13 protein-coding genes are annotated in these 15242 nt (G+C 57.9%); 8 read left to right on the top strand and 5 right to left on the bottom strand.

Features of this window, described 5'->3' with window-relative positions:
- Window positions 1-144: 144 nt before the first annotated feature.
- A complete protein-coding gene (locus RBB82_RS04020; protein WP_433973831.1) occupies window positions 145-1731 on the bottom strand; it encodes a DHA2 family efflux MFS transporter permease subunit in 1587 nt (528 codons plus the stop codon).
- 208 nt (window positions 1732-1939) lie between these two features.
- Window positions 1940-2245, bottom strand: a complete 306-nt coding sequence (locus tag RBB82_RS04015; RefSeq protein ID WP_433973830.1) for a hypothetical protein — start codon at window positions 2243-2245, stop codon at window positions 1940-1942.
- Window positions 2246-2601: 356 nt separating this feature from the next.
- On the opposite strand from RBB82_RS04015, the gene dnaK reads away from it, so the two are divergent.
- Both dnaK and RBB82_RS04005 read left to right on the top strand, forming a co-directional pair.
- Window positions 2602-4518, top strand: coding sequence for a molecular chaperone DnaK (dnaK, locus tag RBB82_RS04010; RefSeq protein ID WP_433973829.1), 1917 nt, complete (start codon window positions 2602-2604; stop codon window positions 4516-4518).
- Between the two features lie 220 nt (window positions 4519-4738).
- Window positions 4739-4909 (top strand): hypothetical protein, encoded by a 171-nt coding sequence (locus tag RBB82_RS04005; RefSeq protein WP_260737445.1) that lies wholly within the window; start codon window positions 4739-4741, stop codon window positions 4907-4909.
- Between the two features lie 4 nt (window positions 4910-4913).
- On the opposite strand, the gene RBB82_RS04000 is transcribed toward RBB82_RS04005, so the two are convergent.
- Window positions 4914-6023, bottom strand: a complete 1110-nt coding sequence (locus RBB82_RS04000; protein WP_433973828.1) for an acyltransferase family protein — start codon at window positions 6021-6023, stop codon at window positions 4914-4916.
- A gap of 212 nt (window positions 6024-6235) precedes the next feature.
- Between RBB82_RS04000 and RBB82_RS03995 the strand changes: the two genes are divergently transcribed.
- From RBB82_RS03995 to RBB82_RS03985, 3 genes are all read left to right on the top strand, one after another.
- Window positions 6236-7138 (top strand): Fpg/Nei family DNA glycosylase, encoded by a 903-nt coding sequence (locus RBB82_RS03995; protein WP_433973827.1) that lies wholly within the window; start codon window positions 6236-6238, stop codon window positions 7136-7138.
- Between the two features lie 61 nt (window positions 7139-7199).
- Window positions 7200-8450: a DnaJ C-terminal domain-containing protein gene (locus RBB82_RS03990; RefSeq protein WP_433973826.1), complete on the top strand. Its 1251-nt coding sequence runs from the start codon at window positions 7200-7202 to the stop codon at window positions 8448-8450.
- The gene (locus RBB82_RS03985) at window positions 8437-8997 is read left to right on the top strand and encodes a hypothetical protein (protein WP_433973825.1); all 561 of its coding nucleotides are present in this window, start codon (window positions 8437-8439) and stop codon (window positions 8995-8997) included. Before RBB82_RS03990 ends, RBB82_RS03985 begins: the two co-directional genes overlap by 14 nt.
- Here the strand turns inward: RBB82_RS03985 and RBB82_RS03980 are convergent.
- Window positions 8991-10019 (bottom strand): SDR family NAD(P)-dependent oxidoreductase, encoded by a 1029-nt coding sequence (locus RBB82_RS03980; RefSeq protein ID WP_433973824.1) that lies wholly within the window; start codon window positions 10017-10019, stop codon window positions 8991-8993. The genes RBB82_RS03985 and RBB82_RS03980 overlap by 7 nt on opposite strands.
- Before the next feature lie 104 nt (window positions 10020-10123).
- Here RBB82_RS03980 and RBB82_RS03975 point away from each other — a divergent pair, with 104 nt between their 5' ends.
- From RBB82_RS03975 to RBB82_RS03965, 3 genes are all read left to right on the top strand, one after another.
- Window positions 10124-10537 (top strand): MerR family transcriptional regulator, encoded by a 414-nt coding sequence (locus RBB82_RS03975; RefSeq protein ID WP_433973823.1) that lies wholly within the window; start codon window positions 10124-10126, stop codon window positions 10535-10537.
- Window positions 10538-10737: 200 nt separating this feature from the next.
- Window positions 10738-11925, top strand: a complete 1188-nt coding sequence (locus tag RBB82_RS03970; protein WP_433973822.1) for a glycosyltransferase — start codon at window positions 10738-10740, stop codon at window positions 11923-11925.
- Window positions 11926-12085: 160 nt separating this feature from the next.
- Entirely contained in the window at window positions 12086-13360 is a 1275-nt protein-coding gene (locus RBB82_RS03965; RefSeq protein WP_433973821.1) for a glycosyltransferase, read from the top strand.
- 23 nt (window positions 13361-13383) lie between these two features.
- On the opposite strand, the gene RBB82_RS03960 is transcribed toward RBB82_RS03965, so the two are convergent.
- Window positions 13384-15195: an ArnT family glycosyltransferase gene (locus RBB82_RS03960; protein ID WP_433975334.1), complete on the bottom strand. Its 1812-nt coding sequence runs from the start codon at window positions 15193-15195 to the stop codon at window positions 13384-13386.
- Window positions 15196-15242: the final 47 nt, after the last annotated feature.

Below are 15242 nucleotides of genomic sequence, written 5' to 3'. Positions count from 1 at the left end.
AAGCAACAGCAACAGCAGATTCCCTGCGGGAATGACAACCAGAAGGACAAACAACCGCAACTGCAGAACAAGCAACTTCAACCGCAGATTCCCTGAAGGAATGGCAAAAAGAACGGCAAGGGCAAGAGCAGAATTTTTCGGGTGTTAGTGGGCGCCGGCGGGGGGCTTGCCGGGTTTCACCTTTTTCAGGAACCAGACTATGCCGACGCAGAAGAAACAGAGGAGCGAGAGCCAACGGAAGACGTCGACGAAGGCCCATAGGGTGGCCTGGCGGCCGAGCTGCTGGTAGAGGGTGGCCTGGGCGGGATCGGCGGCGTTCGCCTTTCCGTAGGAGTCAGTCAGGAACTGGGTCATGCTGCCGAGTGAGTTTTGAAACTGCTGGCCGGTGCGGGGGACCGAGTTGATAATGAGGTTTTGATGGACGTCGGCGCGGCGGGTGAGCAGGGTAGAGGCGATGGAGATGCCGATGGAGCCGCCAATGTTGCGCATGAGGTTGAAGAGGCCGCTGCCGTTGCCGATCTGTTTGGGATCAAGAGTGCCGTACGCCGCTGTGCTAATGGGGACGAAGACGAAGCTGAGACCAAAGCCAGTGATGAGGATGGGGAGAAGCAGAGTCGTGGGGGAGATCTGGAGGGTGACGTTGCCGAAGTAGAGGGTAGTGAGGCCGAAGGTGAAGAAGCCGAAGGTGAGAAGGTAGCGTGGGTCGACCTTGTTGGAGAGGTATCCGATGACAGGCATGCCGCAGACTGCGCCGATGCCGCGAGGAGCTACAGCGAGACCGGCAGTGAAGGCTGTGTAACCGAGGAGTTCCTGGTAGAAGAGCGGGAGGACCGTGACGGTGGAGTAGATGCCGACACCGAACATGAAGATGAGAATGGAGCCCAGACGGAAGTTTCGGTCCTTGAGGACTTTTAGATCGACGATGGCGTCTTTGTCGTGCCAGCAGTGCCAGCAGAAATAGGTTAAAGACACGACGAGGAAGAAGACAGCCCAACGAATCCAGGTGGCTCCGAACCAGTCGTCTTCCTGACCTTTGTCGAGGACGACCTGGAGACAGCCAGTCCAAATGACGAGGGCTGCGAAGCCGTAGCGGTCGAAGGCAGCGACCTTGGCCTTGCTGATGTACGGCGGGTCGTGGACGAAGCGGCTGATCATGACGATGGCGAGGATGCCGATGGGGATGTTGATGTAGAAGGCGTAGCGCCAGGAGTAGGTGTCGGTGAGCCAGCCGCCGAGGGTGGGGCCGAGGACGGGCGCGACGACAACCCCGAAGGCGAAGACGGCCATGGCGGCGCCGCGTTTTGCCGGGGGGAAGGATTCAAGGAGGATGGCCTGGGAGAGAGGTTGAAGTGCACCGCCGCCTGCGCCTTGAATGATGCGTGCCAGCAGCAAGATGCCGAGGGTGGGAGCGGCTCCGCAGGCGAAGCTGGCTATGGTGAAGATGACGATGCAGGACAGGAGGAAGCGTTTACGGCCGAATTTGAGGGAGAACCAGTTGCTGGCGGGGAGGATGATGGCGTTTGCGACGAGGTAACTGGTGAGGACCCAGGTGGCTTCGTCGTTGGAGGCGGAGAGAGAGCCGGCGATGTAAGGGAGGGCGACCGAGGCTATGGCGGTGTCGAGCACCTCCATGAAGGTGGCGAGCATGACCGAAGCGGCTATCAGCCAGGGGTTGACGCCTTGGGTGACTTCAGCTGATCGATCTTGAGGTGCAGTAGCTGCTGACGCCATGTGCCTGGGTGTTGTCCTTCGTGGAGTGATTCTCTCCTATGTAGAGGCAAAAAAGGGGGTAATGGATGCTTTTATCTGTTTTCTGTGGGGGCCGTGGGTGGAGTTTCGGGAGCGAGAAAAGGCGGCAGGCCCGTTGGATAGAGCCTGCCGCCTTGTTGGGTTATCAATTTCCGGCTGATTCAGTGCCGGAGGTAGGTGCCGGTGGCCTTTAGGAACGGTTGCGGCCGTTCGGGGCCATCGACTGGGAGACCGTGTGCAGGGATCCGATCTGGAGCCTGCGAGAAGATGGGGGGTGGTGGAGAGCGGGGATCTGGGTGGCGTCGAGGCTCTCTGGGAGGGGAGTGGCTGAACGGAAGTAATCCCTGAAGGCGGTCGAGTACTCGGTTCGAGACGTGGTGTTTAGAGTGTCGGTGTCGGTGCAGCCGGTGAGGAGGCCGGCGAGAAGGCCTGCAAGGCCCAGGGAAGCAAGTTTCAAAAGGCGGCGTTTGGTGCTATGAGCAGCTGAGTAAGGCATGAGCAACGCTCCAAGTGATACATGAATTGAAGGAAGCGTAACCGGAGGCATCTAAGGCGACAATGACACCTTCGAGGCAGGGTTCGGGGTGTGCGAGTTTGGCGATTTGGTGCATGACGTGTATGGTCTATCGGCTGCTTTTGCCTCGAGTTGAGGTGTCCCGGGGTAGGAGAGCTGTGAAACCGCCTGGTGGAAGATCTTTTGCGGCCGTGATTTAGGGGTTTCGGTTTATAGAGGTTGTTTTGCATCTTATAGGGGATAGAGCACATCAGAATAGTTGACAGTAAGTGACTCAAGGTGAGATTCTTGAGAAGTCAAAATGTTTATGGGCTGTGAGCCCAGATTGGGGACTAGGGATGGCAAAGATTATTGGTATTGACTTGGGAACGACGAACTCCTGCGTAGCCGTGATGGAAGGCGGCGAACCGAAGGTGATTCCGAACGAAGAGGGCGGTCGGACGACTCCGTCTGTCGTTGCGTTCACCAAGAGCGGGGAGCGGCTGGTGGGCCAGGTGGCCAAGCGGCAGGCGATTACGAACCCGGAGAACACGGTTTATTCGATCAAGCGCTTTATGGGTCGTCGCATGAACGAGGTTGGCGATGAACTGAAGATGGTGCCGTACAAGGTTGTGGCGAAGGGCGACAACATTGTCGTCAGCGCGCAGGGTAAGGAGTACACCCCGCCTGAGATCTCGGCGATGATTCTGCAGAAGCTGAAGAAGGCCGCTGAAGACTACCTTGGCACTTCGGTGACTGAGGCTGTGATCACGGTTCCGGCTTACTTCAACGATGCTCAGCGGCAGGCGACAAAAGACGCCGGCAAGATTGCTGGCCTCGATGTGAAGCGCATTGTGAACGAGCCGACTGCGGCTGCGCTCGCGTATGGATTGGATAAGAAGAAGGACGAGACCATTGCGGTCTACGACTTCGGTGGCGGTACGTTCGATATCTCGATCCTTGAGGTTGGCGAAGGCGTCATTGAAGTGAAGTCGACGAATGGTGATACGCACCTTGGTGGTGACAACCTCGACCAGAGGATTGTGGATTGGTTGATTGGGGAGTTCAAGTCTGATACGGGTCTTGATCTGCATGCGAAGGGCAACGAGATGGCGCTGCAGCGGTTGAAGGATGCTGCTGAGAAGGCGAAGATCGAGTTGTCGACGGCGCAGGAGTCGGAGATCAATCTGCCGTTTATTACTGCTGACGCGAGCGGACCGAAGCACCTTGTTCGCAATTTGACCCGTGCGAAGTTGGAGTCGCTGGTCGATGATCTACTGCAGCGGTCGATTGGGCCGTCGAAGCAGGCGATGAAGGATGCCGGTGTCGATGCGAGCAAGATCGACGAGGTCGTTCTCGTCGGTGGACAGACTCGTATGCCTAAGATTCAGCAGCTTGTGAAGGAGCTGTTCGGCAAAGAGCCGCATAAGGGTGTGAACCCGGATGAGGTTGTGGCGATCGGTGCGGCGGTTCAAGCTGGCGTGTTGGCTGGTGAAGTCAAGGACCTGTTGCTGCTCGATGTCACTCCGCTGACGTTGTCGATTGAGACGATGGGTGGTGTTGCGACGGCGATGATCAACCGGAACACGACGATTCCGACGAAGAAGACGGAGACGTTCTCGACGGCTGCTGATTCGCAGACTGAGGTTGAGGTGCATGTGCTGCAGGGCGAACGGCCGATGGCAGCGCAGAATCGGACGCTGGGTAAGTTCAAGCTTGCCGGGATTCCGCCAGCTCCTCGTGGCGTGCCACAGATCGAGGTTACGTTTGACATCGATGCGAACGGCATTCTGAATGTGACGGCGAAGGACAATGCGACGGGTAAGGATCAGAAGATCACGATTACGAGCTCGTCGGGCCTGAGCAAGGAAGAGGTTGAGCGGATGGCGAAGGATGCCGAGGCTCATGCTGCTGAGGACAAGGAGCAGCGTGACGCGGTTGAGGCTCGCAATGGACTGGATTCGTTGGTCTATAACATCGAGAAGATGTTGAAGGATGCCGGCGATAAGGTTCAGGAGTCGGACAAGACCGAGGTCGAGACTGCGCTGGCTGAGGCGAAGACGACACTTGCGGGAACGCCGAGCGCGACTGAGTTGAATGCTGCGAAGGATCGTCTGACGACGGTGAGCCACAAGCTTGCCGAGGCGATGTACAAGGCATCTTCAACTTCAGCACCGACCGATGGCGCTACAGCGGCAGCGGGAACGACCGAAGAGCCGAAGAAGGACGAAGGCGTAATTGATGCTGAGTACGTCGACGTCGACGCAAAGAAATAAGTGTAATCCGTAAGGATTGATTTGACGTAATAAAGATGAGGGGCGTTCCTGCCGGGGTGCCCCTCGTTTTTATCAGCCGTGATTGTATCTATTGGCGTGTAGAGTGCGTCTATCACCAGAAAGGTGTGTAGCGGTGACCAGAGATAGAGGAGAAGATAGGTACGCAGAGACGTTTTGGCTGGAGAACCTGGAACTCAATCGATTGCTTGGAGGGAAGACCATGACCGAGACGATGTGGAAGTGCGACCAGGTTCGAGCAGGCCGGCTGTACAACCGGATGATGTTCGACACCAAGGAAGAGGCTGTGCAGTTTGCGCAGCGGATGCAGCAGATGGAGCCTGATCAGATGTTCTCGATTGAGGCGATTGAGGCGCGTCAGGTCTGGAACTGATCTGCTAGACGGAGCGCGTTCGAATCACTTCGAAGCGTTTTTTGTACCGCAGAATGGGTGATTCGAAGAATCGGTAAGAGATAGAAGCGAGCAAGACAGTGAGGATGAAGGCAAACGCGACTTCAAGTGCGTTGGTCGTCATCCTCGCTATTTGGTGGCCACTGGTAAGGCGATGAACAACGTAAATCGCAAGGCGCAGCATGGCCCAGTGAAAGACGTAGAGGCCATACGAGATCTTTCCCAGATAGACGAGGGGACGCAGTTTACCTAGACGTGTCTCACCGAGGAAGCTGAAGAAGAGCAGGATGCAGCCGAGGTTGACACAGAGGTAGCCGGGAGCTGCGAGATGGAAGGTGACCGGGTCTGATGTCTCCTTGACCTGAAAGAGATGCTGGGCTGCTCCGAGAGCGGCAAGACCTACGATGAAGAAGAGCGATCGCACGAGGGGATGTAGTTTTGGCGTACGGCCTCGGAGCGCAAGCGCAAGTAAAGCTCCTGTACTGAAGAACTGGAATTGAACGAAGCTGTTGACCCAGATCATCACGATGGCGCTGGAGCCTGCGTGGCATAGGTGGGCGAGCGCCAGATAGGCAACGGCAAACATTGCGATGGAGAAGACGATGGAGCCAGAGCGGTGGAGGTACTTCCGGGCAGAGGGCCAGAGGATGTAGAACTGCTCCTCTACGGGGATGCTCCAGAGCGGCGTTGAGATGGTATCGGTAAAGCCGTGGTACGCGACGTACCAGTTGCCCGCGGCAAAGAAGAAAGCCAAGAGGCGTGAGGTGGTGAAGACTCCGGGATGCAGGTGGCGCTGCAGGAGGTAGTCAGCCAGCAGAACGATAAAATAGAGGGGCCAGATGCGAAGGCCCCGTCGAATGTAGAAGGCTCGAAGGTGAATGTCTCCAGATTGACTCTTTTCGCGCTCGAGCAGTTCGGTAATGAGGTAGGAGCTGAGCAGGAAGAAGAGACAGACGCCAAGCGCGCCGGCGATGCGGAAGGAATCAAATATGCCGCTGGCGACAGTAACTGAGTGATAGAAGAAAACTAGAAGAAAGGCGACAAAGCGAAGGACATCGAGCTCTGGCCGGTAGAAGCTAGTATTTGCTGCGGTCAAAGAGTTCCTCGTTAGGCGCTTGTGCAGACGATGGGGAGCGCCGCGTTCCAAGGAGCATAGCATGGAGGATGCAGAGGTAACAGTTAGAGACGGTCATGTGGACCTCTGCGCGCGGTATTCGGCACTACCGATGTGAATTGAGGCGAATGGACGTCCGGGATGGATTCGACGGCGGCATTCTATGCGAGTGGCTGCGACGAGAGTGAGAGAAGATGCCTGAGGGAAATGAGATTCATCGATGGGCGGAGAGACATGCGGCTGCGTTCGTTGGGAAGACTGTTAGGGTGGATGGGCCGCAGGGGCGGTTTACCGATGCGGCGATGATCGACGGACGAAAGTTGCAGCGAGTGATGGCTGTCGGAAAGCACCTGGGATATGACTTCGGGAAGGATTTAATTCTGCATGTGCACCTTGGTTTGCAGGGTGACTTTACGGAGGGGTCTGGACCTCTGCCTATCGTGCGTGGGGCGTTGCGGTTGCGGATGTGGAACGAAGCCGCGGTAAAGAGGCCTGCGGTGCCGGGCGTGAGCAAGAGGCATGCGTGGTATTCGGAGGATGATGGGACTGGGCACATTGAAGCTTCTAAGGTGGCGTGGGTTGAGTTGCGCGGACCGATGGACTGCTCGATTTACTCGCAGGAAAAGTGGGATGCTCTGCTGGAGCGGTTGGGGCCTGATCCGTTGAATGGAGATGGTCCGGAGAAGATGATTACGAGGATTGGGAAGAGCAAGAAGGCGATTGGAGAGCTGCTGATGGATCAGTCGGTGGCCGCTGGGATTGGAAATATCTATCGTGCGGAGTTTTTGTTTCGCGCGGGGCTGAGTCCGTTTACGCCGGGTAAGGAGGTAGAGGAGAGCAAGCTACGGTCGATATGGAAGGAGGCGGGCGCGTTGATGAAGGCGGGGATGGTTGATCGGCGGATTGTGACGACGAAGCCGAAGGACAGGCCACATAAGACGGGGCCAGTGTTGAAGGAAGAGGCGCACTATGTGTACAGGCGGCAGGGGCGGCCTTGTTTTGTGAGCGGGACGAAGATTTTGACGAAGGTGATGGCGGGGCGGAATCTATTTTGGTGTCCGGTTTGTCAGGCTGCGGCTTCACCGGAGAAGAATTAGGACTGTCAATTTGATTTAGAGATGCGGATGATCCGCATTGGCTGCAGAATGGAAGATGACTATGGCGACAACACAGACGAAGGACTATTACGGCACGCTGGGTGTGAAGAAGACGGCAACGGCGGAGGAGATTCGCAAGGCGTTTCGCAAGGCTGCGCGGAAATATCACCCGGACGTGAATCCGAATGACAAGAAGGCCGAGGAGAAGTTCAAGGAGATCTCCGAGGCGAACGATGTTTTGAGTGACGACAAGAAGCGGAAGGTCTACGACCAGCTTGGGTTCTACTCGGACAACATCGATCCGGCTGCGGCGGAGGCTGCGGCTCGTGGTGGCTATGGCGGAGGTGCGTCTGCGGGGTACGGCGGAGCGCAGCGCGGTTCGCGGGGAGGGCAGGAGGTTCCGTTTGATTTTGGGGGATTCGATTTTTCAGATTTTCAGGCGAGCCAAGGGGGGCGGGGTGGTCAGCAGGAGTCGGGCGGCGGCTTTGGCGGGAGCTTCAGGGACATCTTCAGCGGGATGTTCAACGGAGGAAAGCACGCGACGCATGGACCGCAGCCGGGAAGCGATCTTGAGTATCAGGTGAGCGTGGACTTCTGGACCGCGGTGCGGGGTGGTGTGACTCGCCTGGAGATTCAGCGGCAGGAGACTTGTCCGACGTGTAAGGGCAAGTCGACGACGGGCGGAAGTGTAGAGTGCCCGGAGTGTCATGGGTCGGGGCAGGTGACGCAGATGGGCGGACGGATGAAGTTCAACATTCAGTGCCCACGCTGTGAAGGGTCGGGGAAGGTGCAGAACTCATGCCCGACTTGCGATGGCGAAGGCGTTGTGACGAAGAAGGAGCAGCTTGAGTTTCGCATCAAGGCTGGGACTCGGGATGGGCAGAGGATTCGGCTGGCTGGAAAGGGAAATGCCGGAACGAATGGCGGGCCTGCGGGTGATTTGTTTTTGATTATCAAGGCCGGGACTAATCCGGTGTTTACTCGGAGCGGTGATGATATTTATGTAACCGTTCCGGTTACGATGACCGAAGCTGCGCTGGGAGCGAAGATTGATGTGCCGACGATCGATACGCATGAGGGTGGGGCTCGGACGCAGTTGAAGATTCCGCCTGGGACGCAGACGGGGCAGAAGCTAAGGCTGCGGGAGAAGGGTGTGGCTTCGGCTTCGCGAGAGGGTGTGCGAGGCGATCAGATTGTTGAGGTGAAGATCGTGGTGCCGAAGGTGCAGGATGAACGGAGCAAGGAGATTCTGCGGGAGTTGGCGAAGCTGAATCCGGAGGATCCGCGGGAGGATTTGTTTGGGAAGGTATAGAGCAAGGAAGCTTGGGAAGATGACTATGAGATGGAGCTTTCGCAACTTTATACTAGCCTTGACATTGTCCGTTTTCATGGCCCCCATGGGTAACGCCGCAAACTTCCAGACAACTCAAGCGACGAGCAAATCCACTACAGTTTCGTTGAGCATAATACTTCCGAAAGACCATATCGCCGCTGGGCAAGTGCCTTGGGTCTTCCTAACAGTGAAAAACTTAAGTAGCGATGTGATTTCCTATCCGCAGGACCGTGTGTACGTTGAGGGAGGAACTGGCGAACCACCGACGACACTTCGGCAACGCCAACTTACAAATAGGCTACAACCTGGAGAACCATCAATTCTCGGCGGAGGGTTTGAGCCAAATATCGAGCCGGAAGGATCGTATACGCGTAAGTACGATCTCTCTCAATTATATGATTTGAGCAAGCCGGGCAAGTACACGGTTTATATCGAGGTTTTAGACGCGTTCAACGCTGAGAAAGGGAAGGGACATTGGGTGCGCTCTCCCATAGCGACATTCGAGATAGAGTCACCCACTCAATAGGTTTCGTGATGTTGCAGCGCGTCTGTGGTGGGGGTGGAGACGTTGAGGGTGAAGCCGATGGGGAACTGGTCTACGGGGGATGGGGCGGGGAGGATGAGCTCGTTGACCAGGCTGGCGGCGTATTGGGTGGTTTCGGGGGCCAGGCCGGCGATGCGGGCGGCTAGCCAGGCTTGCGGAGTGATGGTGATTTCGGCGCGGCCAGCGGCTACGGCGTTGTAGATCTTGTTGGCGGCGTTTGTGACAGAGGCTGCCAGGATCGGAGTTCGCGCGGCCAGTTTGAACCAGCGCTGCTCTTTGATGGTCCGGCCAGTGTATTGGGCATGGACTTCGCCTCCGGTGCGCATGAGGCCGGGGCAGACGGTGGTGACGCGGACGCGTTTGTGGCGGAGTTCGGCGTGGAGACCTTCCGAGAAGCCGACGAGGGCGAATTTGCTGGCGACATAGGGGAGCATGTGAGGCATGGCGAACTTGCCGCCGATGCTGGCGACGTTGACGATGGCGGCGTCGCCGTGGATGCGGTTGCGGGCGAGCAGGTGCGGGAGCGCGGCGTGGGTGGTGTGGAGCGCGGCGAAGAAGTTGGTGGCCATGGCGCGGCGGTAGGCGGCGATGGGCTGGTTTTCGACGGGGCCGACCTCGATGATCCCGGCATTGTTGATGAGGATGTCGATGCGGCCGAAGTGGCTGACGGCGTGGTCGATGAGCATGGCAGCTTGTGCCGCGTCGGTGAGGTCGGCTGGCAAGAGGAGAACGTCTTCGGAGGATTGGACGGAGTTGCGCGCGAGGAGCGTGTTGCGGGCCTGGGTGAGTTCGTCGACGCTGCGGGAGACGAGGATGAGTTTTGCTCCAGAGCGGCCATAGCGGTGGGCGAGTGCCAGGCCCAGGCCGCGGGAGCCTCCGGTGATGAGCACGATCTGACCGGGACGGCGCTTTTCGGGGCTTGGCATTAGCGCGTAGGTAGCTGCTGCGGCGACAATGCCGGTGAGAACTTGAGCGGTGTGGAGTATGGCTCTGGAAGTTTTCATAACTGATTGGGTGCTGAATACGGAGCATAGCTGACTTTGCTTGACTTGCCTACGAAAGAAAGAGCTAGACTTTTGATGGAAGCATCTGGCTAGAGGTCGGATTTATGGCGACAAAACGGAAGAGCAAGGGCGCTTACATGATTTCGTCGGTGGCGGAGATGTATGAAATTCATCCGCAGACGTTGCGTTTGTATGAGCGGGAGGGCTTGTTGCGGCCTTCGCGCAGTGAAGGGAATACGCGGCTTTATACAGATGAGGACTTGGAACGGCTGGAGTTTATTTTGAACCTGGCGCGTGATTTGGGTGTGAATATTGCGGGCATCGCTATTGTGTTGCAGATGCGGGAGCGGATGGAGGAGATGAATCGGCAGATGCAGGGGTTCGTCGATTACGTTCGGACGGAGATGTTGACGCGGATGCAGCAAGGGCAGAGCCCTGGGACGGGTCTGGTGCCGATGCGGAGGCCTGTGGTGGTTCCGTTAAAGGTCACGGCGGTGAAGGTGAGTAAGAAAAAGTAAGGCGGCGGGTCTTCGACGATCAGCTAGACGATCAGTTGGTTGATGTGATCGCGACATTGGCCGAGAATTCGCAGGGTTTTACGCTGCGGACGATCTTCAAGTGATCGTCAGCTGTCGTGTGAGATGGGCCGGGCTGCGATAAACTGGAAGCCTGCGGATGAGATTTTCCGGGCTTGCGCTGGGTCGTGAGTAAGGGTGAGATGAGTCTGTTGCTTCAGATTTTGTTCTGGGTCGCCCTGGGAGGGACCATAACCTCCTCTGTCTACTGCCTGATGGTAATGGCGGCCGCGGCGCGGTTTTGGGCTCGGAAACGGCGTGAGGACAGTGTGGAGCCTACGTTTCTTCCGGCGTTGAGCGTATTGAAACCACTGCATGGAACTGAACCAGGGATGGAGAAGAACCTGGTGTCCTTCTTCGAGCAGGAGTATCCGAAGTTCGAGCTGCTGTTTTGTGCTCGGCACGATACGGATGAGGGATTGCAGCTAGCGCGGAGGGTGGGGGAGCGGTATCCGGAGGTCGATGCGAAGTATGTCACGTGCGGGGAGCCGATGCCGAAGTTTCACAATGCCAAGGTGTATTCGCTGGCGAAGCTGGATTCGGTGGCGCAGCATGAGTTGTTTATTACCAGCGATGCGGACGTGAGGGTGACGAAGGATTATCTGCGGAGGATGGTGCAGAATCTGAAGGATCCGCGAGTGGGGCTGGCTTCGTGCGTGTATCTGGGGACGACGGATAAGGGGCGGCAGGCAGGGCTTTCGGCGCAACTCGACGCGGTCGGAAAAAGTGTGGAGTTGACCTCGGGTGCTTTGGTGGCGGATATGCTCGAGGGGACGAAGTTTGCGTTGGGCGCGACGATGGCGGTGCGGAAGAAGTCGTTCGAGCAGGCTGGCGGGTTTGAGGAGCTGGGAGCGTTTTATGCGGATGATTTTGTTCTCGGCAACCGGCTGGCGGCACAGGGGATAGGGGTTAAGCTGGCGACCCATGTGATTCGATTGATGGTGCAGGATACGCCGTTTATGCTGTCGTTTCGGAACCAACTGAGGTGGATGCAGAGCACAAGACGATCGCGCCCATTGGGACATTTGGGTACAGGGCTTACTTTTGCTATGCCGTTTGGCTTGTTGGGCCTGCTGTGGGGATTGCTGAGCGGCCATGCGTTGCTGGGCGTGGTCTGGCTGGCGTGGATGGTGGTGAACCGGTGGCTTCAGGCAGGGGCGATACTGAACGCGTTGGGAGACGACAGTTGGATGTGGGGAGTTTTGCTCTATCCGTTGCGTGACCTGCTGGGAAGCCTCTTGTGGGTGGGAAGTTACGGAGGAGATCGTTTCTACTACCGGGGGAAAGTCTATAAACTGAAGTATGGCGGAAGGGTTGAGGAGCCAGAGTAGACACAAGGTTTTAGACCGGTTGCATCCTTTGGTGTTCCAGCGTAGTCACATACATATCGTTTAGTGTATGCGGTCGCCAACAGCGACCTTATCTGATCTAGTTTAGGCAATGCCGAGTCCTACGGACTGGCCGAGCCAATTGTCAGGCGGGAGGCCTTTGATGTACGCCGTAGAGTGGGTGCTGTTGGTGTTCGGGCTATTTGGCCTGATTACTTCGAGTATTTTTCTTGGGATGGTTCTGGTCGGAGCTCGACGGTTTCGCCACGACGCCGTCAAACAAGATCTGCGCCTCACGGAGCAGCCGGCGTTTCTGCCTTCAGTCAGCCTCTTTAAACCGCTGCATGGGGATGAACCGGGGTTAGAGGCAAATCTAAGGACATTCTTCGAACAGGACTATCTGGAACACGCTGTGAAGGCGGGCGCAGCGACGCAGGTGGACGGTGTATCGCGGGTTGAGGTGTTATTTTGTGCTCGCAGCCGGTCAGATGAAGGTCTGGAGATCGCGCGTCGCGTCGCTGCTGATTATCCAAATATTACTTCGAGATTTCTAACGAGCGGCGAACCCTGGGCGGCAAATGCGAAGGTGTGCTCGCTGGCGGTCATGGCGAAGCTGGCCACGCATGATCTGTGGGTGATCAGTGATAGCGACGTGCGGGTGACCCCGGATTACCTGCGCCGGGTGGTGCTGCCGTTTGCGGAGGATCAGGTTGGTTGTGCGACGTGTCTGTACCGCGGTGTGGTCGTCAGGGGTGGTCTATGGTCGCAGCTGGAGGCGGTGGGGATGACGATCGAGATGAGTTCGGGCATCTGCGCGGACAGCCTTCTGGAGCCGGTGCGTTTTGCGTTGGGGCCAACGATGGTAACGCGTCGAGAACGGGTCGAAGAGGTTGGCGGATTTGAGAGGATGGTTGACTATTGCGCCGATGACTTTGTGCTCGGGAACCGGATTGCGAAGAACGGCCACAAGGTTGTGCTGATCGGACATGCGATCGATCACATGGTGTTGCAGACCGACTTTGTCGATTCTATTGAGCATCAGGTTCGTTGGATGAAGAGCACGAGGTTTTCGCGGCCGAAGGGGCACCTTGGTACGAGTCTGACCTATGGAGTGCCGTTCGGCGTGATGGTCTGGGTTGGAGCACTGCTGTTGGGAATGCCGTTGCTGGGATGGTGTGCGCTGTTGGGCAGCGTGCTGGGACGAGGCATACAGGCCTGGATGATAAGCAAGTATGTCGTTAGTGAGAGGCGTGTTTGGGCGACAGTTCTCTTGTTTCCGGTGCGTGACCTGATTGGGCCGCTGATCTGGGCTCTGAGTTATGCGAGCAATCAGATCCAGTGGCGAGGCGAGACCTATGAGCTGGTGGACGGTGGCCGGATGAGACGTGTTCGCCGAGAGGTGCCGCATCCCTTTGCAGCGCAGGCTGTTGGGAAGTGATGGTCTTCTGGATTGGAACCTGACTAGCGATTAGTGAGGACGGTTTTGCCTCCGGCTGTGGCGAGGGTGTTGGTCGCTGCGTAGCGGGAGAGGTCGCGGGCGCGGGCAATGGGGTTGTATGTGAGGAGGAAGATGCGGCGAGGGCTGGCCCAGAGCTGGTGAAGGGACTGCTCTGTCTCGAAGATCTGTGGAGAGTCTGGCCAGAAGCTGCCGTACCAGAGGCCGTTGACGCGGCCGTTGATGAGATGAACCTGCTGGCTGGTGTAAAAGATCAGTGTTGAGCCAGAGGTGAGTTCTCCGTCGATGATGATGAGGTCGTCTGGTCGAGGTTGGGTGTGCTGGGTTTCGTTGATGGCGAGGGCGAGACTCTTTGATCCGAGAATGGGATAGAACCGGACGAGGCCTTCGTGTGCGCCGAGCAGGATGAGTGCCATGGCGGCGGCGAGGGTGAGGTTTGCGGCGTAGGTGCGCCTGGCTCGACGGAGGAGGTAGCTGCCGAGGCCGAGGCTTAGCATGCCGACGGCGGTGGCGGCGAGAGGGCCGCGAAAGAAGCCCATGGCGGCGGCGGTGAGGTCGGTGATGTGGCTGAGGGAGAGGTTGTAGACCTCGGGGCCGCCTGCGATGGCAAGGAGAGAGACGATATCGGTGCCCGGCGGAGGGTGGGGAGCGGTGATGGCGAAGTATCCGCAGATGATTGCAACTACGGTGGTAAGGGGGACGAGTGCGTAGAGGTGCCAGTTAAGTGCGCTCTTGCTGGCGGCGAGCGTGGGCTTGTTGGTTTGCGTGCGGTCGGCCGAGGAGAGGAGGCCGCCGGCCATGAGTGCGAGAGCCGGGAGTGCGGGGAGGCTGTAGTACTCCTGGCGGTTAGAGACGGTGAAGAAACCAAGGACCAAGAGAGCCCAGAGAATGAGGGCCAGGGCAGCTTCGTGCTGGCGAGCGGTGGCGTGGGCGCGGTTGCGGAGGGTGTGGATCTGGTCTCGGATGGCGCCTGGAAGGAAGATTGTCCAGGGCATGATCCAGATGGCGAGGTAGAGCCAGAAGAGCCAGACGGGTGTCAGGCCGTAGTCGTGCGGAATGCGCCTGGAGAGGAAGCGGGCGATGTGCTCGTTGTAGAGATAGAACCATGTCCAGCCGCCGGTTGCAGGGAGGCCCAGGCCTTGCGGGAGAGGGATGGCTGGGTTGCGGAGGGCGGCCAGGATGTGCCAGGGGGCTGCGAGGGCCAGGAAGACGGCGTTGCTTGCGAGGAGGTGAAGTTTGAAGAGGAGGCGGAGTTGTTTGGTGAGGGCGAGGTAGAGCAAGACGAACCCGACGGGGAAGACCAGACCGATAATGCCCTTGGTGAGGACGTTGGCGGCCATGACGGCGGCGAAGACGAGGCAGGGGAGAAGTGCCGAAGGTCTTGTGTCGCCATCCTTCGGAAAATGCACATTTTGTGGATCTATGTTTTGCGAATTCAGGTTTTGTTTCTTTAGGCGATCCAGCGCGATGAGGAAGAGGTGGACGGCGAGGGTCATCCATAGGGCCAAGAGGATGTCCGGGATGTAGAAGCGGGTGTAGAGGTAAGGGCCAATGCTGGTGGCCATCGCCAAGGAGGCGTAGAAGCCTCCGCGGTCCGGGCTCGAAGCTGGTGAGGTTGCAGCGAAGAGGCGGATGCCTAACCCGTAGGCGGCCAGCATGAGGCCGAGGACGGCCAATGCAAGGGGAATACGCGCGGCCCAGTCGTGGACGCCGAAGAGGTGCATGGAGCCGGCAGCCATCCAGTACATGAGCGGGGGTTTGTCGAAGAAGCGGACCCCGTTGATGTAGGGAGTGACAAAGTCGTGGCGGCGAAGCATCTCGCGGGCTATTTCGATATAGACGGAGTCGACGTCGTCGAGAAGGC

The sequence above is a fragment of the Tunturiibacter lichenicola genome (assembly GCF_051013355.1).
Lineage (GTDB): Bacteria > Acidobacteriota > Terriglobia > Terriglobales > Acidobacteriaceae > Edaphobacter > Edaphobacter lichenicola_F.
The sequence above is the reverse complement of the archived record's forward strand: the minus strand, read 5'-3'. Positions and strand labels throughout refer to the sequence as shown.